This window comes from Actinomadura sp. KC345 (assembly GCF_004348515.1).
In the GTDB taxonomy this organism is placed as follows: domain Bacteria; phylum Actinomycetota; class Actinomycetes; order Streptosporangiales; family Streptosporangiaceae; genus Spirillospora.
Genome location: NZ_SMKH01000132.1, coordinates 1 through 20,205, shown reverse-complemented (window position 1 = coordinate 20,205; position 20,205 = coordinate 1). Strand labels below are relative to the sequence as shown.

Below are 20,205 nucleotides of genomic sequence, written 5' to 3'. Positions count from 1 at the left end.
CGTCACGCGCGGGACAGCCTCCGCAGGACGGCACCGCAACGCCGGGCGTAGGCACGCTGGAACGCCCTCCCCAACGGCCCCGCGGCCCTCGGCAGGGCCGTCGCCGGACGACTGAACGAGGTGACCGTCAGCCACACGTCGCCCTCCTCGTCCAGATGCACCACGAACGACTCCTCCCCCGACAGCGGATGCCCTTCGAGCGTCCCGTACGCCCATCCGGCGTAGCGTTCCTCCTCGCGCGTCCAGACGATCCGGCACGGCGCCCTCAACCGCAGCGGGCCGGCGCCCAGCCCGGTCACGACGCTCACCCCGGCCGCCGCACGCGGCGCCGAGGCGTCCACCCGGACGGGGAGCGCCCGGTGCATCCAGAATTCCATCACCGCGTCGGCCGCGTCCCCGAAGGCGGCCGTCCCGTGCCCGACGAGCATGCGCCGCCGCAGGTGCCGGTACCCTTCCGGCCGCTCCGCGTCCCACGTGGCCCCCACCTCGGTATAGGTGAAGTCCTCTGCCGCCATCTCGCCGCCCGGGTCAGGACGCGTCGGGCGCGCGGCGCAGCTTCCAGGCCTGGATCACGTAGTCGGCGCCGGTGACGACCGTGACGATCAGGGCCGCCGCCATCGCCGACCAGCGCACCGGATCCAGCGGGCCCGGCAGGAGGAAGAGGCCGATGGCGACGACCTGGAGCATCGTCTTGAGCTTGCCGCCCTTGCTGGCCGGGATCACGCTCCGGCGGATCAGGACGAAACGCATCACCGTGATGCCGATCTCACGGGCCATGATGGCGGCCGTCACCCACCACCACAGCTCCCCCATGAGCGACAGGCTGACCAGCGCCGCCCCGATCAGCGCCTTGTCGGCGATCGGGTCGGCGATCTTCCCGAAGTCGGTGACCAGGCCGCGGGCCCGCGCGATGTCACCGTCGATCTTGTCGGTGATGGAGGCGACGGCGAAGACGGCGAACGCGGCGAGGCGCCAGCCGGTGCCGTCCAGGAACAGCAGCCAGACGAACACCGGCACGAGCGCGATCCTCGCCAGGGTCAGCGCGTTGGCGATGTTCCAGACACCGGCCGGCGGCGGGTCCTGGGAGCCCGCGACCGGGTCCGGGGTGCCGGCGATCATGGTATTTCCGCGATCAGGTCCACGCCGTCGCTGCCGGTGACACGGGCGGCGACGATCTCGCCGATGGCCGGCCCCCCGCCGCGGACGACGACCGTCCCGTCCACCTCCGGCGCCTGGTGCGCGGCGCGGCCCTCGACGTCGCCGCCCTCGGTCTTGTCCTCCATGAGGACGTGCACCTCCGAGCCGATCCGGTCCTCGGCGCGCTGCGCGGTCAGCTCCTCTGCCAGACCGGACAGCTCCTCCACCCGGCGGGCGACCTCGGCCGGGTCGAGCTTGCCGTCCAGGTCCGCGGCCTCGGTGCCGTCCTCGTCGGAGTAGCCGAACACGCCGACCGCGTCCAGCCGCGCGGCGATCAGGAACTCCACCAGCTCCTCGAAGTCGTCCTCGGACTCGCCGGGGAACCCGACGATGAAGTTGGACCGCACCCCCGCGTCCGGGGCGAGCCGGCGGATCTGGTCGAGCAGCCCGAGGAACCGCTCCCGGTCGCCGAACCGCCGCATCGAGCGCAGCACCGGGCCGCTCGCGTGCTGGAACGACATGTCGAAGTACGGGGCGACGCCCGGCGTGCCGCAGATCGCCTCGATGAGCCCCGGCCGCGTCTCGGCCGGCTGCAGGTAGCTCACCCGGACGCGCTCGATGCCGTCCACGGCGGCGAGGTCCGGCAGCAGCCCCTCCAGTGCCCGCAGGTCCCCGAGGTCCTTGCCGTAGGACGTGGAGTTCTCGCTGACCAGGACGAGCTCGCGGACGCCGTGCCCGGCGAGCCAGCGGGCCTCCTCCAGCACCTCCGCCTGCGGGCGCGAGACGTACGCGCCGCGGAACGCGGGGATGGCGCAGAAGGTGCAGCGCCGGTCGCAGCCGGAGGCCAGCTTCAGCGGCGCCACCGGGCCGCCGCCGAGCCGCCGCCGCAGCACCCGCGGCCCGGACGCCGGGGCCACGCCCTCCGGAAGCTCGTCCTGCCCGCCGTGCCCCGGGATCGCGACGTCGGGCGCCTTTGTCCCGCCGGCGCCGCCGCGGACGAACTCGGAGCGCTCGACGGGGCTGATGGGCAGCAGGGTCCGGCGGTCACGCGGGGTGTGCGCCGCGCGCCTGCGTCCCGCCAGCACGTCGTCGAGCCGGTCGCCGATGCCGGCGTAGTCGTCGAAGCCGATCACCGCGTCGGCCTCGGGGAGCGCCTCGGCCAGCTCGCTGCCGTACCGCTCGGCCATGCAGCCGGCCGCCACGACCTTGGCCCCCGAGTCGTGCGCGGCCAGCAGCGTGTCGATGGAGTCCTTCTTCGCCGCCTCGATGAACCCGCAGGTGTTGACGACCACCACGTCGGCGCCGTCGGCCTCCTCGGACAGGTCCCACCCCGCGGCCTCCATGCGCGCGGCGAGCTCCTCGGAATCGACCTCGTTGCGGGCGCAGCCGAGCGTGATGAGTGAGACCTTGCGGCGAGTCGACATGACCCTACGGTAATGGGCGCGCCCGCCCGAGCCGACCAGCGACCCGAGTTCGGGTCCGCGGCGCCGCCGAAGGGTCAGTTGAGCTCGGGGTCGTCGCGGTCGAAGCTCAGGCGCTGCACGCCGTCGCCCTCGCCCGGCGAACCGAGATCCTTGCCGTTGACGGTCAGGTCGACGCTGCCGCCGACCCCGATCACCATGCGGATCTTCCGCTTGGCCTTCAGATCCTTCACGTCGCCCTTGCGGAGCATGCCGCTGAACAGCGATTCGCCCTTGTCGCCGCGGACGGCCAGCCACGTCGTGCGCTTGGCCTCGACCTGCACCCGCACCTCGTTCCGCGGCGCCGCCGCGACCGGGTCGCTCTTCTTCGGCGGGGCGGACGTCGCGGGAGCCGAGGCCGGCGGGGCGGGCGTCCCGGCCACCTGCTGCGCGGTGCGCCGCTCGGCGCCGCCGTCGTGCCCGATCACCTGGACGACCCCGTAGACCACGACGAACGCGAGGGCGAGCGCCATCGCGGCGCTCCAGTTCGGGGTACGGCGCTCACGGAACGCCACCGGCTGCTCCGGCTCGAACGCCGACACGGCCGAGACCGGCTGCGGCGCGCCGCCGTGCGCCGCGTCGAACTCCGCGACGAGCGGTTCCGGATCGATGCCGATGACCCGGGAGACGCTGCGGATGTGCCCGCGGGCGTAGAAGTTGCCGCCGCAGTAGGAGAAGTCGTCGGCCTCCATGCCGCGGATCACGGTCTCGCGTATCCGCGTCTGGAGACTCACCTGTGTCACCGAGAGACCGGCCCGCTGACGCTCCTCCGCCAAGGTCTCACCGATGCTCACGCCGGGCCTCCCGGGGCACTCGTCGCCGATCTCCAGTCACGCCAGTCTAGGAACGGCCATGCCCGCTGGGCGACGCGCGACACGTTCGAAACAGGGCAAGATTTCGCATCATTCCGCAATGCCCCGGCAGCATCCGCACCGTTCCGGCTCAGGCGCCGCCGCGGAGTTCCTCCAGCACCCCGGGGAGATCGTCCGGCTTGGCCAGCACGTCCCGCGCCTTGGAGCCCTCGCTGGGCCCGACGATGTCGCGGCTCTCCATCAGGTCCATCAGGCGCCCCGCCTTGGCGAACCCGACGCGGAGCTTGCGCTGCAGCATCGACGTCGACCCGAACTGGGTGGAGACGACCAGCTCGATGGCCTGCACGAGCAGGTCCATGTCGTCGCCGATCTCCTCGTCGATCTCCTTCTTCGGCGCGCCGGCGGCGGCGACGTCCTCCCGGTAGCTCGCCTCCATCTGCCCCTTGCAGTGGTCGACGATCCCGCCGATCTCCTTCTCGGCCACGTAGGCGTTCTGGATGCGCATCGGCTTGCTGGCGCCCATCGGCAGGAACAGCGCGTCGCCCTGCCCGACGAGCTTCTCCGCGCCGGGCTGGTCGAGGATGACGCGGCTGTCGGACAGCGAGGAGGTCGCGAACGCCAGCCGGGACGGCACGTTGGCCTTGATGAGGCCGGTGACGACGTCCACCGACGGCCGCTGCGTCGCCAGCACCAGGTGGATGCCGGCCGCGCGGGCGAGCTGGGTGATGCGGACGACCGAGTCCTCCACATCGCGCGGCGCGACCATCATCAGGTCGGCCAGCTCGTCCACGATGACCAGCATGTACGGGTACGGGGTGTAGACGCGCTCACTGCCGGGCGGCGCGGTCAGCTTGCCCGCCTTGACCGCCTTGTTGAAGTCGTCGATGTGCCGGTACCCCGACGCGGCCAGGTCGTCGTAGCGGCGGTCCATCTCGCCGACCACCCATTCCAGGGCCTCGGCGGCCTTCTTCGGGTTGGTGATGATCGGCGTGATCAGGTGCGGGATGCCCTGGTACATCGTCAGCTCGACCCGCTTGGGGTCGACCAGGATCATCCGCACCTCGTCCGGGGTGGCGCGCATCAGCACCGAGGTGATCAGCCCGTTGATGCACGTCGACTTGCCCGCGCCGGTGGCGCCCGCGATCAGGATGTGCGGCATCTTGGCCAGGTTCGCCACGACCGTGCGGCCCTCGACGTCCTTGCCGAGCCCGACGACCATCGGATGGTGCTCGTTCGTCGCGGCCGGCGAGCGCAGCACGTCGCCGAGGCTGACGATGTCCTTGTCGGTGTTGGGGATCTCCACCCCGATCGCCGACTTGCCGGGAATCGGGGAGATGATCCGCACGTCGGCGCTCTTCACCGCGTAGGCGATGTTCTTGGTCAGCGCGGTGACCTTCTCCACCTTCACCGCCGGGCCCAGCTCGATCTCGTACCGCGTGATCGTCGGGCCCCGGGTGAACCCGGTGACCTGCGCGTCGATGTCGAACTGCTCCAGCACCCCGGTGAGCGCGTTCACCACCGTGTCGTTGGCCTTGGTGCGCGCCTTGGACACGCTGCCCGGCCGCAGGGACGACGGGTCGGGCAGCACGTAGATCTCGCCGGACGACGACAGGGGCAGCTGCTCGGACCGGCTCGGCGCCGGGGTCGGGTCCGGTACCTGCGCCGGCGGGGGGTCGCCGCCGGCCACGTGCTCGTCCATCGGCGGCTCGTCGTCGGCCGGAGGCGCGGGCGGCGGGACGTCGGCCTGGAACGGGTCCGGGTCGAACAGGTCGTCGGCGAGGTCGCGCTGCGGGCGGTCTTCCTTCTTCGGGTCGTCCAGCAGCGGCGTGTCGTACGGCCTGGAGTGCTCGCCGACCTCCAGGTCGCCGGACTCCTCGTCGCCGGACTTCTTCTTGCGGCGCCGCTTCTTCGGCGGCTCCGCCTCGCCGTCGTTCTCTCCGCCGGTCTCGCGCCGCGGGCGTCCCTGCAGCGTCGCCACGGCCCACAGCTCGGTGACCCGCTCGGGGACCCGGTTGATGGGGGTCGCGGTGACGACCAGCAGTCCGAACCCCGACAGCAGGAGCAGCAGCGGGACGGCCACCCACCCGCTGAGCGCGGCGTCCAGCGGTGCCGACACGACCCAGCCGACCACGCCGCCCGACTCGCGCACGCCGTCCATGTCGTCCGCGGGCGACGGGACGCCCGCCGCGATGTGCAGGATGCCGAGCACTCCGACGCCGAGCGCGGTCATGCCGATGACGATGCGGCCGGTGTCCTCGTGGTGCTCGGGGTGGCGCAGCGTCCGCCACGCCAGCAGGGCCAGGAGCACGGGCAGCGCCATCGCGACGATGCCGAGGCCGCCGCGCACGACCTTCTCCAGCGCGATCGTGACGACGCCGTCGGGCTGGAACCAGGTGACCGAGGCCAGCACGATGGAGGAGCCGAGCAGCGCGAGCCCCAGCCCGTCGCGGCGGTGCTCGGGGTCGAGGTTGCGGGCGCCGTGCCCGTAGGCGCGGAAGACCGAGCCGACCGTCACCGCCGCGAGCAGGTACAGCTTGAACAGGAGCTTGAAGAACCCGAGGACCGCCTGGGAGATCGGGTCGGGCTTCTGCGGGGGACGCCCGCGCCCCGAGCCCCGGCCCCCGCCCTTCCCGGCGCCGCCGCTCGGCCGCTTCCGGGGGGACGGACCAGCGGACTTGCGAGCCGCACTGCTGCCCCCCGCACGAGATGAGGTCTTCGCCCCGGACGCACGTGTGGCCATGATTAATAGAGTAACCAAGGACCCCGGAGGTTCCCGGGACGGCGAATGGGCGTGTTGGGACCGGCGTGCCCGGAAACCGGCACCCCCGGAAACGGGGCGTACCCGGCGTACCGGGCGCCGCGCCGGGACGGCCGCGGGGCGTGGGGCCCCGCGGCCGTCCGGGCGGTCAGACCTCCACGACCACCGGGATGATCATCGGGCGGCGGCGGTAGTTGTCGCTGACCCATCTGCCGACCGTGCGGCGGATGAGCTGGTTGAGCTGGTGCAGGTCGTTCACGCCGTCGCCGGCGGAGTCCCGCAGGACTTCCCCGATGCGCGCGATGACCTCGTCGAAGTCCTCGTTGAGGATGCCCGCGCCACGGGCGTGGATCTCGGGCCCCGCGACGAGCTTGCCGGACGTCGAGTCGATCCCGACGACGATGGAGACGAAGCCCTCCTCGCCGAGGATGCGGCGGTCCTTCAGCGACGTCTCGGTGACCTCGCCGACCGACAGGCCGTCCACGTACACGTATCCGGCGGGGACCGCCCCGACGATGGCGGCGCGGCCGTCCACGAGGTCGACGACGACGCCGTCCTCGGCGATGACGATGCCCTCGTCCGAGACGCCGGTGAGCGCGGCGAGCTTGGCGTGCGCGCGCAGGTGCCGCCACTCGCCGTGGATCGGCATGAAGTTGGCCGGCTTGGTCACGTTGAGGACGTACAGCAGTTCGCCCGCCGACGCGTGCCCCGACACGTGCACGAGCGCGTTGCCCTTGTGGACGACGCGGGCGCCCCAGCGGGTGAGCCCGTTGATGACGCGGTTGACCGCGGTCTCGTTGCCGGGGATCAGCGACGACGCCAGCATCACGGTGTCGCGCTCGGTGATGCGGATCGAGTGGTCGCGGTTCGCCATCCGCGACAGCGCCGACATCGGCTCGCCCTGCGAGCCGGTGCACACCAGCACCAGGCGGTCGCCGGGGATGTCGTCGAGCTCCTTCTGGTCGACCATGATCCCGTCGGGCACGCTGAGGTACCCGAGCTCGCGGGCGACGCCCATGTTGCGGACCATCGACCGGCCGACGAAGCACACCTTGCGGCCGTTGGCCACGGCGGCGTCCAGGACCTGCTGGACGCGGTGGATGTGCGAGGCGAAGCAGGCGACGATCAGCCGTTCCTGCGCGGTGCGGAACACCTCGTCGACGACCGGGCCGATGTTGCGCTCGCTGGTGACGAAACCGGGCACCTCGGAGTTGGTCGAGTCCGACATCAGCAGGTCGATGCCGTCGGCGCCGAGCCGGGCGAACCCGGGCAGGTCGGTGAGCCGGCCGTCCAGCGGGAGCTGGTCCATCTTGAAGTCGCCGGTGTGCAGGACGAGCCCGGCGGAGGTCCGGACGGCGACGGCGAGCGCGTCCGGGATCGAGTGGTTGACGGCGAGGAACTCGCAGTCGAACGGGCCGAAGTCGCGCCGCTCGCCCTCGGTCACCACGTCGGTGACCGGTTTGATGCGGTGCTCGGTGAGCTTGGCCTCCAGCAGGGCCAGCGTCAGCTTCGACCCGACGAGCGGGATGTCGCGCCGCTCGCGCAGCAGGTACGGGACGGCGCCGATGTGGTCCTCGTGGCCGTGCGTGAGGATCACGGCGTCGATGTCGTCCAGGCGGTCTCTGATGTATTCGAAGTCGGGCAGGATCAGGTCGACGCCGGGCTGCTCGGTCTCGGGGAACAGCACGCCGCAGTCGACGACGAGCAGCCGGCCGCCGTGCTCGAACACGGTCATGTTGCGGCCGATCTCCCCCAGCCCGCCGAGCGCGACGATGCGCAGGCCGCCCTCGGGCGGCGCGGGCGGATCCGAGAGCTCCGGGTGAGGATGGCTCACCGGGCGACCTCCGGAATGGCTACCTCGGGCACTTTGACTCCCCCTATCGTGAGGTCTTCACGCAGTTGCGCCGCGAACTCCGGCGAGGCCTCGACCAGCGGCGCGCGAAGCGGGCCGCCTCCGGGAAGGCCGAGCAGGTTCAGCGCTGCCTTGACGGCGATGGCGCCCTGCGTACGGGTCATGATCGCGGTGACCACGGGCAGCAGCCGCCGGTGGATCTCCAGCGCGCGCCCCTGGTCACCGGCGCGGTATGCGTCGATCATCTCATGGAGCTCGGCGCCCACGACATGACCGACCACGCTGACGAACCCCGCCGCGCCGACCGACAGCCAGGGCAGGTTGAGGTTGTCGTCGCCGGAGTACCAGACGAGGTCGGTCCCGGCCATCACCCTGGACGCGCCGAAAAGGTCGCCCTTGGCGTCCTTGACGGCGACGATCCGCGGGTGCTCGGCGAGCTGTACCAGCGTGTCGTTCTCGATCGGCACCCCCGCGCGCCCGGGAATGTCGTACAGCATGCACGGAAGCCCGGTCGCGTCGGCCACCGCCGTGAAATGGCGGACGAGGCCCTCCTGCGGGGGCTTGTTGTAGTACGGCGTGACCACGAGCAGAGCGTGCGCGCCCGCGGCCTCGGCCTGCCGGGCGAGCTGCAGCGTGTGCTCGGTGTGGTTCGTCCCGGCACCGGCGACGATCACGGCGCGGTCGCCGACCGCCTCGATGACCGCGTGCAGAAGTTCGCGCTTCTCGTCGTCGCTCGTCGTCGGCGACTCGCCCGTCGTCCCGTTGACGACCAGGCCGTCATGGCGCCGCTCGTCGACCAGGTGGGTCGCGAGGCGCGCGGCGCCGTCGTAGTCGACGCCGCCGTCCGGCAGGAACGGAGTGACCATGGCGGTCAGCATCCGTCCGAACGGAGCGTCAGGTGATGTGCTGGGTGCCATGCACCGAACGGTACCGCTCCGGCCGCGGGTGATGGTCCCGCAGGTCCAAGCTGACCGGCGACCGGCATGGAAGAAGCCGCCGCCACACGCTCGGGGGTACGCGTGGCGGCGGCTCCCACATCCACATCGTGGCACGCAAATGCCTCGTTACGGGGTCAGTCCGGCCACTTCCCGGACTCGTTTGGATAACATGACCCAGCGGTCATCTCCTGGAGCCGGACGCGCAGTTCCTCGACGTCGGGGGTGCGTACGAGATCGTTCCCGCGGACCGCCCACCAATGGCCGGAACCGCCCCGCCCGAACCGCCAGCCGGTGAACTCGGCTGACAGCTCGCCGAGCCGGTCGGCGTCACGCCACGCGGTCTGCTGAGTGCCCATCGGCCTCGTCCCCTTTCCTTGCCTTCCGCTGGTCGGTCCCGGACGTGCGCACCGTGCTCTACCCCCGCGGGCGCGCGGCTACCCACCCCTTTCTACCTGCGCGTACGGGAGAATCGAAACGTCATCGGCCGGGTATCTTCGCCGTCAGGTTTAAGCGCATTTCATCCGCCTTGTCCGACTGAGGTCAGAGGGCGGGACGCGCGGTGCTCAACCGGGCGCCGCGGGCGGCCAGTCGGCCCGATAGCGTGCCCATTCACCTGGTCTGGTCGTCCATTCCGCGTACACCCCGACGCCGTACGGGCGCTTCGGCGGCCGCTCCAGGTCGTCGATCCCCCGGCGGACGCCGCGCAGCGCGACCGGCAGCTCCTCCGCCCACTCCAGCAGGGGGCGGTACGTGGGGACGCCGATGAAGACGGTCGCGCGGTCGCCGATGAGCTCCAGCGTCGTGCGGGTGTGCCAGGCGAAGTGCCATCCGGTCAGGGCCTCGGTCGGCAGCGTCACGTCGTACGTCATGATCGCGACCTGGTCGGCCAGGCCGGCGACCTCCCGCAGGAACTCCTTGGTCGGGCGGGGCAGCTGGTGGTACCTGCCGCCGCGCGGCAGCAGCGCCTTGTAGACGGGCTGGGCGGCGTCCACGAGCGTGGGCTGCTCCAGCGCCACCGACAGCAGCGCGCCCCTCGAGCGGGTCAGCTCGCTCGTCCGCTTCATGAGCGTCATGAACGCCTCGTCGTCGGGGTAGATGGGTTCGAAGTCGTAGTGGATGCCGTCGAATCCGAGGTCGAGGAACGCCGCGTCGGTCCTGAGCACCCGCTCGCGCACGGCCGGGTCGTCCAGGTCGATGACGCCGTCGCCGTCCACGACCCGTATCTGCCCGAGGTACGCCTGGACGCGCACGCCGGGCGCGTACTCGTCCATGGCCTCGATGAGACGCCGGGCATAGCGGTACTTGGCCGGTGGCACCGTTCCATCCGCCTCGAACGGGCCGGCATGGACGAACACGTCGGTCATCCGGTTTCGTTTCAACAGGGCCGCGAGCGCGCGGTATTCCGCGTCGGTGTGGGGCTCCCCCACCCACTGGTGCCGCGCCCACAACGCGTTCGCCTCGGTACCCCGCGCCTCGGGTTCCTGCTGCCACCACACCCAGGCTCCGGCGCACACGAGGGCGACGAGGCCCAGCACGTAGGCCGCGGCCCACGCCGTCCACCGCACCACCCTGCCCAGCGTCCGGCCGGCCCGTCCGATTCTGATCACCCGGCAATAATCCCGGATCAGACGGGCGGACCGGCCGCAGCGCCACCACGTCCGCCACCACGTCCGCCGCGCCGTTCCGGCGCGGCGGCCGAAGAGCGGCCGATCCGTGCCCGCTGGGTCAGGGCGACGCAGACCAGGACCGCGACGGCGGCGAGCGCGGTCGTCGCGTCGATCCTCTCGGCGAGGAACATCCCCGACCACAGCAGCGTCAGCACCGGCTGGGCGAGCTGAACCTGGCTCGCGCGGGCGATCCCGGCACGGGCGAGGCCCTCGTACCAGGCGAAGAAGCCGAGGTAGGCGGAGAACGCGGCGACGTACCCGAAGCCGAGCACGGCGCGTCCCGTCCACTGCGGGCCGGTCGTCGCGAGCAGCCACCCGCTCAGGGGGACGGTGAGCGGCGCGGCCAGCACGAGCGCCCAGGAGATGACGCGCCAGCCGGGCATCGCCCGGGTCAGCCGCGCGCCCTCGGCGTAGCCGGCCGCCGCGGCGACCAGGGCGGCGAACAGCAGCAGGTCGGCGGCCGTGACATGGCCGGCGCCGCGGACCAGGGCGAAGCCGGTGACGCAGGCCGCGCCGGCCGCCGCGGCGAGCCAGAAGGCGCGGGACGGCCGCTCCCCCGCGCGCAGGACGCCGAACACGGCGGTCGTGGCGGGCAGCAGGCCGATCACGACGGCCGCGTGGGCGGACGAGGCGCCGTGGTCGAGCGCGAGTGTGGTGAGCAGCGGGAATCCGAAGATCACGCCGCCGACGACGACCGCGAACCCCGCCCACTGGCCGCGCTCCGGGCGGCGCGCCCGGACCGATAGCAGTGCGAGTGCGGCCGGAAGGCTCGCGGCGGCGGCGCGGCCGACCCCGACGAGGTACGGATCGAGCCCGTCCAGCGCGAGGACCGTGGCGGGGAAGGTGAACGAGTAGATCAGGACGCCGAGCGACGCGAGCCAGAGGCCCCGCCCGAAGGCGTTCCCCGCTATCGGCGAGGCGACAGTAGCGCTATCTTGGAGTCTCATGGGCAACGATAGCAGTGTGGCAATGCTTGCCGACGCGCTGCGCGCCGACGTCCGCGGGCTGGCTCCCGGCGAACGGCTGCCGTCCAGCAGGGCGCTCGTCGAACGGCACCGGGTCAGCCCCGTCACCGTGTCGCGGGCGCTGGGGCTGCTCGCCGCCGAAGGGCTGGTCGTGACCCGTCCCGGCAGCGGCGCGTTCGCCGCCGGGCCGCCCGCGGCCGCCGTCCCCGAACCCGCCGACCACGGCTGGCAGGCGGTGGCGCTCGGCGACCGGTCGGTGGACTCGGCCGGCGTGTCGTGGCTGCTCACCCCGGCGCCGGACGGCGTGGTCCCGCTCAGCGGCGGCTACCTGCACCCCGCGCTCCAGCCGGCCCGCGCGCTGGCCACGGCGGCGGCGCGGGCGGCCCGCCGCCCGGACGCCTGGGAGATGCCGCCGCTCGCCGGGACCCCCGGGCTGCGCGCCTGGTTCGCCCGCGCGTCCGGCCCGGCCGCCGCCCCCGCCGACGTGCTGGTCACCAGCGGCGGGCAGCAGTCGCTCACGACCGTCCTGCGGGCGCTGCTCCCGCCGGGCGCGCCCGTGCTGGTCGAGTCGCCGACCTATCCCGGCGTCCTCGCCGTCGCGCGGGCGAGCGGGCTGCATCCGGTCCCGGTCCCGGTGGACCGGGACGGGGTGCGTCCCGACCTGCTCGCCGAGGCGTTCTCCATGAGCGGGGCGCGGGCGTTCTACTGCCAGCCCGCCTTCCAGAACCCGACCGGCGCCGTGCTGAGCCCCGAGAGGCGCGCGCAGGTCCTGGACGTGGCGCGTGCCGCGGGGGCGTTCGTGATCGAGGACGACTTCGCGCGGTACCTCGGCATCGCCGCGTCCCCGCCGCCGCCGCTGATCGCTCAGGACGGCGAGGGGCGCGTGGTGCACATCGCCTCGCTGACCAAGGCGACCGCGCCGAGCCTGCGGGTCGCGGCGGTCGTCGCCCGCGGGCCGGTCGCCGAGCGGATCCGCGCGACCCAGCTCGTCGGGGAGTTCTGCCCGGCCGGGCCGCTGCAGGAGACGCTGCTGGAGCTGGTCGGCTCGCCCGGCTGGCCGCGGCACCTGCGGGCGGTCCGCGCGGCGCTGCGATCGCGCCGGGACGCGACCCTCTCCGCGTTCGCCCGGGAGCTGCCGGAGCTGCGCGTCGACCGCCCGTCCGGCGGTTTCCACCTGTGGATCAGGCTGCCGGACGGCGTGGACGACACCGCGGTGGCCGAGGCCGCCCTGCGGGCCGGGGTGCTGGTCAGCGCAGGGCGGCCCTTCTTCCCCGCCGAGGCGGCGGCCCCGCACCTCAGGGTCAGCTACGGGGCGGCGGCCTCGGAGCAGGAGCTGGCGGAGGGCGTCCGCCGCCTCGCCGGCGTGCTCCGCTCCTGACCCCCCGTCACCGCTGGGTGCAGAAGCAGAACTCGTTGCCCTCCGGGTCCCGCCAGACCCTGAAGGGCGCCGCCGGGTCGCCCATCGCGCCGGTGGCCGCGGTCGCGCCGAGGCTCGCGGCGCGCTCGCCGGCGGCCTCGATGTCGGGGACGTCCAGGTCCAGGTGGAGCCGGTTCTTTATCGTCTTGCCTTCCGGGACGAGCTGGAACGACAGGACGGGGCCGTCTCCGCCGAGCCTCTCCAGGTCGATCCAGTCGCCGCTCACGTCCGTCGTCCTCATGCCGAGGAGCCCGCCCCAGAACGCCGCCATGACGTCGAGGTCGGCGCAGTCGATGACGATGTTGCCCACCTTCGGGGCGACGCCGGTCATCGCGCACCTCCCGCCATCCGGACTGCGCGCGCCGAGCGCGCGGCGGCCCGGGCGCAGTAGAGAGCGGGCGCGGGCGCGGGCCGTCGCTCCGGGCGCAGGCCGCTGAGCGGGTCAAGGATCTCGGCACGGAGCCAGTCGAGCATCAGCGCGCGCCGGCGGGCACCGCGTTCTGCCGCCCGCGAGCGGGCGGTGAGCCGCGCTTCGACGATGTCGGCCTGCAGCCGCGCGTGCCCGGGCCGCGCCCAGTCGTGCCGCAGCGCCAGCGTCGCCATGTACGGCAGCTCGTTCATGTCACTCTCCCGTTCGTTGGACACCACCTAAACCGTAACGCCGGTGTCGTCGTTGTGCAACCAGTCAAAAGGGAATGACGGTGTCGCACGTTGGTAGACTGCTCACCGGACAGGCAGGAGGGGTGATGACCGACGCTCATGAGGACCCCACGCTGCTGCTCAGGGACTTCGTCAACACCTACGACGTGGAGTCCGGCAGGGACCGGATCCCGGTGCCCGCCCGGCTCGCCGCCTGGCTGGCCGAGCGCCGCCTCGCCCCCGTGGACGTGGAGGCCACGGACGATGACCTGGCCACCGCGGTCGCCCTGCGCGAGGGGCTCCGCGAGGCCATGGCCGCCAACCACGGCCCGCGCGACGCCGAGACCCTGGACGACCTGGACGACGCCCTCGCCGCACTCCCCCTGCGGCTCACACTCGCGGGGGCGCGCCCGGCGCTCGTCCCGCTCGATCCGCCCGCGACGGCCGCCGCGGGCCTCGCCCGCATCGCCGCCGCGGTCGCCGACTCCGTCGCCGCCGGGACCTGGCCGCGGCTCAAGGTCTGCCAGGAGGGCACATGCCGCTTCGCGTTCCTGGACACGTCCAAGAACCGGTCGCGCGCCTGGTGCTCCATGAGCACCTGCGGGAACCGCACCAAGACCCGCGCCTACCGGGCGCGCCGCCGTCCGGCCGCCGGGTGACCCGCGCCGCTCGCTAGGGTGGGCGGAGATCGTGGACGAGAGGACGGGCGACACCATGGCCGATGCCGGAGTGCGGCCCGCGCGGCGGGCGGACGCCGCCGCGGTCGCCGACATCCAGGTGCGGGCCTGGCGGCAGGGCTACCGCGACCTGCTGCCGGCGGGCGTCCTCGACCGGGTGACCGGCCCGGACGCCGCGGAGGCGTGGCGCGAGCGGTGGGCCGAGGCGGCGGAGGCGCCGCCGAGCCCCCGGCACCGGCTGCTGGTCGCGGTGGCGTCCGACCTCGTCGTCGGGTTCGCCGCGCACGGGCCCGCCGAGGACTCCGACCTCGACCCCGGCGGCACGGCCGAACTGATCACGCTGCTCGTCGACCCGATGCACGCCCGCGCCGGGCACGGGAGCCGGCTGCTCGCCGCCACCGCCGACCTCCTCCGCGAGGACGGGTTCGGCACCCTGACCACGTGGACCTTCGAGGACGACGAGGTGACGCGGACCTTCCTCGCCTCGGCCGGGTGGGCGCCCGACGGGACGGCCCGCTCCCTCGACATGGGGCGGCCCGTCCGGCAGATCCGGCTGCACACCGACATCAGCGTTGACCAGGAGCCGGTTCCCTAGGGGTCGGTGAAAGGCACGAGTGGCCCGGCCATATCTTTGAGGTCGTGCCCGAATCCACCTCCCTGACGCCGCCGCGCGCCCCCGTGGCGGCACCCGCCGCCGGCCGCCGCCGCTGGCTGGGCATGGTCGTCATCAGCATGGGCGTCTCCCTGATCGTCGTGGACGCCACGATCGTCGGCGTCCTGCTGCCCAGGATGATCGGCGACCTCGGCCTGACGGCCACCGACGCGGAGTGGGTCACCTCGGTGTACGCGCTGGTGTTCGCCGCGCTGCTGATCCCGTTCGGCCGGGCCGGCGACCTGTTCGGGCGCCGCCGGATGTTCGTGACCGGGACGGCGGTGTTCACGGTGGCGAGCGTCGCCGCCGCGCTCGCGGGCGACGGCTCGGCGCTGATCGGCGCGCGGGCGCTGCAGGGCGTCGGCGCCTCGATGATCCTGCCGGCGACGCTGTCGACGGTGAACGCGGTGTTCACCGGCCGCGAGCGCGCCGTCGCGTTCGGGATCTGGGGGGCGATGATCAGCGGCATGGCCGCCCTCGGGCCGCTGGCCGGCGGAGCCCTCGCCACCGCCGGCGACTGGCGCTGGGCGTTCGGGGTCAACCTGCCGCTCGGCATCGCGCTGATCGCCGGCGCGCTCGCCCTGATGCCCGAGACCCGGGCGCCGTCCCGCGGTCCCCACCCGGCCCCGGCCAGGGGCGGGCCGCTCTCGGCCCGTCCGGGCGGGAGCGCGCTCCGCGAGATCGACTGGCCCGGCGGGCTGCTGTCCGCGCTCGGGCTCGGCGCGCTGGTGTGCGGGATCATCGAGGGCCAGACGTACGGCTGGTGGACCGCGACCCGTCCGTTCACGATGGCCGGCCTGGACTGGCCGGAGGGCGGGCTGTCACCGGTGCCCGTCGTCCTCGGACTCGCCGCCGTGCTGATCGCGGCGCTGATCGTCGTGGAGCGGTCCCGGGCGGCGGCCGGGCGCGCGGTGATGCTCGACCTGGAGCTGTTCCGGATCCCGAACTTCCGCCGCGGGAACCTGGCGTCGGCCCTGATCAACGTCGGCGAACTGGGGCTGCTGTTCGTCATCCCGCTGTTCCTGCTGGGCGTGCACGGCACGAGCCCGCTGCAGATCAGCGTGGCGATCCTGCCGCTCGCCGGCGGCGCCTTCCTCGCCGGCGGGTACGCGGGCAGGCTGGCCAACGGCCGCGGAGCGCACCGCGTCGTCCAGCTCGGCATGGTGCTGGAGGTCGCCGCCGTCCTCGCGCTCGGCCTCACGATCTCGGCGACGACCGGGGGGCTGGGGCTCGCGCCGTGGATGCTGCTGTACGGGGTGGGCCTCGGGCTGACCTCGGCGCAGCTGACCAACGTGTCGCTCGCGGACGTCCCGCCGGAACAGTCGGGGCAGGCGTCCGGGACCCAGTCCACGGCCCGGCAGATCGGGGCGGCGCTCGGCATCGCCGCCATCGGAACGGTGTTCGCGACCAGCCTCGGGCACACGATGACCGACCGGCTGTCGGACTCCTCGCTGCCGCCGGAACGACAGGCCGCCATCGCCCGCGATCTCCGGGAGAGCGCCGGCACGTACGGGCGCGAGCTGCACGCCGGCCCCGGGCTGGCCGCCGAGGCGCGCGCCGCGGACGAGAGCCTCGCCACCGCCGCCAGGCACGCCTCGCTCACCACCGCGGCGATCCTCACGCTCGGGCTCGCCATGTCACTGCGGTTGCGGCCCAGCGGTGATCATGGGGAACAATCGGAGCGCCAGTCCCCTGTCGTCCACGAGATCGAGCGGTAACTGTGGCCACGCTCTCCCAATGGGTCGCCGGCTCCCGGCCCCGGACGCTGCCCGCGTCCCTCGTCCCCGTCGCCGTCGGCACCGGCGTCGCCGCCGGCGAGGGCCAGGCCGTCTGGTGGCGCGCCCTGCTGGCCGGGTTCGTCGCCCTCGTCCTGCAGATCGGGGTCAACTACTCCAACGACTACAGCGACGGCGTCCGCGGCACCGACGAGGAACGCGTCGGCCCGCTCCGCCTCGTCGGATCGAAGTCCGCGCCGCCGAAACAGGTCCTCGCCGCCGCCCTCGGCTGCTTCCTCGCCGCGGCCGTCGCCGGGCTGGTGCTCGCCGCCGTGACGACCTGGTGGCTGCTGCTGGTCGGCGCGCTGGCGATCCTCGCGGCCTGGTTCTACACCGGCGGCAAGAACCCGTACGGCTACCGGGCGCTCGGCGAGGTGTCGGTGTTCGTGTTCTTCGGCCTCGTCGCCGTCGTGGGGACGGTGTACGTGCAGGTCGAGGGCGTGCCGTGGGAGGCGTGGGCGGCGGCGGTGCCGATCGGGCTGCTGGCCTGCGGGCTGCTCGTCGCCAACAACCTGCGCGACATCCCCACGGACCGCGAGTCGGGCAAGCGGACCCTTGCCGTGCTGCTCGGCGGCCCCTGGACCCGGATCCTGTACGCGGCGTGCACCGCGCTGCCGTTCATGTTCGTCCTGGTACTGGCCGCCCCGCACCCGTGGGTGCTGATCGCGCTGCTCGCCGCGCCGCTGTCGCTGCCGCCCACGCGGACGGTGATGAACGGCGCGACCGGCCCCGACCTCATCCCGGTGCTGGGCGGAACCGGCCGCCTCCAGATCGCCTACGGCGCGCTGCTGGCCGTCGGCCTGGCCCTCTGAGCGTCCGTCTCGGCGAGCAGCAGGACGCCCGCGATCCCCATGAGGAGCCCGGCGAACACCCCGCACAGCGCCGTCAGGTTGAGCGCGGCCGTGGACTCCGACGCGAGGAGCGCCGGTCTGCTCACCGTCACCAGGAGCGCGTAGAGCGAGTCCGCGAACGTGGCCGCGGCCCCGGTCCAGGCGACGGCCAGCGGGACCACCAGCCGCCGCCCGTCCCGCCGGACGATGAGCACGAGGGCCGCCGCGCCCGCGAGCGCGAGCAGGCCGCCCGTCCCGTCGGCCAGTTGCTGGACCGCGGTCCGGTGATCGACCTGTGCGGCGGTGAGGCCCGCCGTCGCGCCGAGGGCCCAGAAGAGCTGGACGGCCGCGAACAGAGCGGCGAGCACACCCGCCGCGTACGCCAGGAGCACGTGCACCTGGTGCGTCGTCCCCTTGGGAACGTCCCTGGTGCGCATCGTGAAGACATCGGCCCAGCGGTTCCGCGCGTACAGCACGAACGCGGTGACCAACCCGAGTGCCTGCAGCGTGAAGCCCGTGTAGACGACGCCGTACACCCAGCCCTGTATCGCATTGTCCGAGGTGGTCAACGGTTCCGATGAGAAGAGCACCTGGAGGACGCTGCCCAGCGGGACGGCCAGGACGATCGGCGTGAGCAGCCCGGTGGCGATCCAGATGGGCGCCAGCACCAGCCACGCCGGGATGCGCATCCCCCAGCGGAACGTGAACGCCAGCACGACGACGACCGCCATCGCGTCCAGGCCCATCGTGATCGCGTTGGCCGTGTAGAGCCCCGACTCCCCGGCCGCGTCCGCGTCGTTCCACCCGATCGTGCTGCCGGACAGCCAAGCGGCCTTGAGGGTCAGATAGGGGACGCAGGCGGCGATGGTCGCCAGGCAGACGGCCATGCGCAGGCGGCCGGGCCCTCCCCGGACGCCGTGTGTCCGCCCCGTGAGCGGTGGAGCTGTGATCGTCATGCTCACACGGTGCCCGGGGCCGGCCGCACGCCGCTTCCCGCCGCCGGGGGAGACCCCCGCCCCGCGTCCCCCGCGCGGGTGAACCGCTCAGCCCTCGGACGCCTCCAGGCTCCAGTCGATCTCCGGGAGGCCCGCGTCCACGAGGGCCTTGTTCACGGCGCTGAACGGGCGCGTCCCGAAGAACTTCTTCGCGCTGAGCGGGCTCGGGTGCGCCGACTCGATCACCGTGTGGTGCGCCCCCGTGATGAGCCGCGCCTTCTTGCGCGCGTAGGCGCCCCAGAGCACGAAGACCACGCGCTCGCTCTTGTCGTTCAGCGCGCGGATCGCGGCGTCGGTGAAGTCCTCCCAACCCTTGCCGCCGTGCGAGCCCGCGTCGCCGCCGCGCACGGTCAGCACCGCGTTCAGCAGCAGGACGCCCTGGTCGGCCCAGCGGGTCAGGTCACCGGACGTCGCGGCGGGGACGTTCAGGTCGGCGGCCAGCTCCTTGTAGATGTTGCGCAGCGACGGCGGCAGGCGCACGCCGTCGCGCACGCTGAAGCTGAGGCCGTGCGCCTGGCCGGGGCCGTGGTAGGGGTCCTGTCCGAGGATCAGGACGCGGGCGCCGTCGAACGGGCAGTGCCGGAACGCGCTGAACAGGTCCTCCCGCGGCGGGTAGACGGTCCGCTCCTCGTACTCCCCCGCGACGAAGGCGCCCAGCGCGGCGGTGGCGAGCGGGTCGAGCAGCGGGTCGAGCCGCTGCCGCCAGTCACCGGGCAGCATTTCCATCAGGTCGAGGGACATCGTCGGGCCTCCGCGGACGTGATCGTCGATTGCCGGCAACACTAGTGCGAACCACTGACACGCCACGGCCAATCCCGGGAGCGAAAGGGCACCGACCCTAGGATGAGGCCATATGCCCGATTCCCCCGGTCGGCGGCGTCCCTCCGCGCCCGCGATGCTCCCCGTGACGCTCCCGGTGACGCTCATCGCGCTCGTCCTGTCCGGCCTCGCCGCGGGCTGCGGCGGCTCCTCCGGGCCGACGACCCTCACCGTCCTGGCGCCCTCCTCGCTGAAGGAGGTCTTCGGTGAGGTGGGGACGGCCTACGGTCAGATGCATCCCGATGTCAGGGTCCGGTTCGACTTCGGCGCCATGCCCGAGATGACCGACCGGCTGTCGGGCCAGGACCCCGGAGACGTCCTCGTGACCGGGGACGCGGCGAGCATGGACGAAGCCGCCGACCACCTGACCGACCACCGCCGGACGGTCGCCCACAACTCGCTCACCATCGCGGTCGGCCCCGGCAACCCCCGCCGGATCCGCGAGCTGCGCGACCTCGCCCGGCCGGGGCTGCGGGTGGTCGTCGGCGCCGAGAGCGTCCCGGTGGGCCGCTACACCCGCCAGGTCCTCACGAAGGCGGCTCTGACCGTCCGGTGGAGCTCGAAGGAGATCAGCGCGCGGGCCGTCCTCGACCGCGTGCGCGCCGGCGAGGCGGACGCGGGCATCGTCTACATCACCGACCTGCGCTCGGCGGGCGTCGCCGCGAGCAGCGTCCCGATCCCCGCGGACCTGAACGTCACCGCGGCCTACCCCGCCGCGACCGTCGAGGGCGGCGACCACGAGGAGGCGGCGGACGCCTTCGTCTCCTGGCTGACGACACCGGCCGCCCAGAAACTCTTCGACAAGTACGGCC

The 20,205-nt window shown here is 73.2% G+C and carries 20 protein-coding genes; 6 read left to right on the top strand and 14 right to left on the bottom strand.

The features are described from left to right. Window positions 1-2: 2 nt before the first annotated feature. From E1281_RS21825 to E1281_RS21780, 10 genes are all read right to left on the bottom strand, one after another. Window positions 3-515 carry a DUF1990 domain-containing protein gene (locus E1281_RS21825; protein ID WP_131881068.1) on the bottom strand — a complete coding sequence of 171 codons (513 nt, stop codon included), beginning with the start codon at window positions 513-515 and terminating at the stop codon, window positions 3-5. 13 nt (window positions 516-528) lie between these two features. Then, a complete protein-coding gene (gene pgsA, locus E1281_RS21820; RefSeq protein ID WP_131881066.1) occupies window positions 529-1,119 on the bottom strand; it encodes a CDP-diacylglycerol--glycerol-3-phosphate 3-phosphatidyltransferase in 591 nt (196 codons plus the stop codon). After that, a complete protein-coding gene (gene rimO / locus E1281_RS21815; protein WP_131881065.1) occupies window positions 1,116-2,561 on the bottom strand; it encodes a 30S ribosomal protein S12 methylthiotransferase RimO in 1,446 nt (481 codons plus the stop codon). The genes pgsA and rimO overlap by 4 nt, the downstream gene beginning before the upstream one ends. A gap of 74 nt (window positions 2,562-2,635) precedes the next feature. Beyond that, window positions 2,636-3,391 carry a helix-turn-helix domain-containing protein gene (locus E1281_RS21810; RefSeq protein ID WP_131881063.1) on the bottom strand — a complete coding sequence of 252 codons (756 nt, stop codon included), beginning with the start codon at window positions 3,389-3,391 and terminating at the stop codon, window positions 2,636-2,638. A gap of 148 nt (window positions 3,392-3,539) precedes the next feature. Beyond that, window positions 3,540-6,149, bottom strand: coding sequence for a DNA translocase FtsK (locus tag E1281_RS21805; protein ID WP_131881061.1), 2,610 nt, complete (start codon window positions 6,147-6,149; stop codon window positions 3,540-3,542). A gap of 166 nt (window positions 6,150-6,315) precedes the next feature. Next, window positions 6,316-8,001, bottom strand: coding sequence for a ribonuclease J (locus E1281_RS21800; protein ID WP_131881059.1), 1,686 nt, complete (start codon window positions 7,999-8,001; stop codon window positions 6,316-6,318). Next, window positions 7,998-8,936: a 4-hydroxy-tetrahydrodipicolinate synthase gene (dapA, locus tag E1281_RS21795; RefSeq protein ID WP_131881057.1), complete on the bottom strand. Its 939-nt coding sequence runs from the start codon at window positions 8,934-8,936 to the stop codon at window positions 7,998-8,000. Before dapA ends, E1281_RS21800 begins: the two co-directional genes overlap by 4 nt. A 155-nt stretch (window positions 8,937-9,091) precedes the next feature. Further along, entirely contained in the window at window positions 9,092-9,313 is a 222-nt protein-coding gene (locus E1281_RS21790) for a hypothetical protein (RefSeq protein WP_131881055.1), read from the bottom strand. Window positions 9,314-9,520: 207 nt separating this feature from the next. Further along, on the bottom strand, window positions 9,521-10,564 hold the full coding sequence (locus E1281_RS21785; RefSeq protein ID WP_243717230.1) for a hypothetical protein: 1,044 nt from the start codon (window positions 10,562-10,564) through the stop codon (window positions 9,521-9,523). A 17-nt stretch (window positions 10,565-10,581) separates the two neighbouring features. Next, complete coding sequence (locus tag E1281_RS21780) at window positions 10,582-11,571, bottom strand: DMT family transporter (RefSeq protein ID WP_131881054.1); 990 nt, start codon at window positions 11,569-11,571, stop codon at window positions 10,582-10,584. 16 nt (window positions 11,572-11,587) lie between these two features. Between E1281_RS21780 and E1281_RS21775 the strand changes: the two genes are divergently transcribed. Beyond that, on the top strand, window positions 11,588-12,967 hold the full coding sequence (locus E1281_RS21775) for a PLP-dependent aminotransferase family protein (RefSeq protein ID WP_207943416.1): 1,380 nt from the start codon (window positions 11,588-11,590) through the stop codon (window positions 12,965-12,967). Between the two features lie 7 nt (window positions 12,968-12,974). Here the strand turns inward: E1281_RS21775 and E1281_RS21770 are convergent, their stop codons facing one another. Both E1281_RS21770 and E1281_RS21765 read right to left on the bottom strand, forming a co-directional pair. Continuing rightward, entirely contained in the window at window positions 12,975-13,337 is a 363-nt protein-coding gene (locus tag E1281_RS21770) for a VOC family protein (protein WP_131881050.1), read from the bottom strand. Next, complete coding sequence (locus E1281_RS21765; protein WP_131881048.1) at window positions 13,334-13,627, bottom strand: hypothetical protein; 294 nt, start codon at window positions 13,625-13,627, stop codon at window positions 13,334-13,336. Before E1281_RS21765 ends, E1281_RS21770 begins: the two co-directional genes overlap by 4 nt. A 125-nt stretch (window positions 13,628-13,752) precedes the next feature. Between E1281_RS21765 and E1281_RS21760 the strand changes: the two genes are divergently transcribed. Genes E1281_RS21760 through E1281_RS21745 form a run of 4 tightly spaced genes read left to right on the top strand, consistent with a single transcriptional unit; the run spans window position 13,753 to window position 17,561 of the window. Further along, window positions 13,753-14,304, top strand: coding sequence for a CGNR zinc finger domain-containing protein (locus E1281_RS21760; RefSeq protein ID WP_131881047.1), 552 nt, complete (start codon window positions 13,753-13,755; stop codon window positions 14,302-14,304). Between the two features lie 55 nt (window positions 14,305-14,359). Then, window positions 14,360-14,917, top strand: coding sequence for a GNAT family N-acetyltransferase (locus tag E1281_RS21755; RefSeq protein WP_131881072.1), 558 nt, complete (start codon window positions 14,360-14,362; stop codon window positions 14,915-14,917). 44 nt (window positions 14,918-14,961) lie between these two features. Then, entirely contained in the window at window positions 14,962-16,692 is a 1,731-nt protein-coding gene (locus E1281_RS21750; RefSeq protein WP_243717228.1) for an MFS transporter, read from the top strand. A gap of 2 nt (window positions 16,693-16,694) precedes the next feature. Continuing rightward, window positions 16,695-17,561, top strand: coding sequence for a 1,4-dihydroxy-2-naphthoate polyprenyltransferase (locus E1281_RS21745; RefSeq protein WP_131881045.1), 867 nt, complete (start codon window positions 16,695-16,697; stop codon window positions 17,559-17,561). On the opposite strand, the gene E1281_RS21740 is transcribed toward E1281_RS21745, so the two are convergent. Both E1281_RS21740 and E1281_RS21735 read right to left on the bottom strand, forming a co-directional pair. Continuing rightward, window positions 17,525-18,535: a hypothetical protein gene (locus E1281_RS21740; RefSeq protein WP_131881043.1), complete on the bottom strand. Its 1,011-nt coding sequence runs from the start codon at window positions 18,533-18,535 to the stop codon at window positions 17,525-17,527. The genes E1281_RS21745 and E1281_RS21740 overlap by 37 nt on opposite strands. An 87-nt stretch (window positions 18,536-18,622) precedes the next feature. Next, complete coding sequence (locus tag E1281_RS21735) at window positions 18,623-19,315, bottom strand: uracil-DNA glycosylase (protein WP_131881041.1); 693 nt, start codon at window positions 19,313-19,315, stop codon at window positions 18,623-18,625. Between the two features lie 112 nt (window positions 19,316-19,427). Between E1281_RS21735 and modA the strand changes: the two genes are divergently transcribed. After that, window positions 19,428-20,205 (top strand): molybdate ABC transporter substrate-binding protein (gene modA / locus E1281_RS21730; RefSeq protein ID WP_131881039.1); only part of this gene is annotated, 778 nt, incomplete at its 3' end.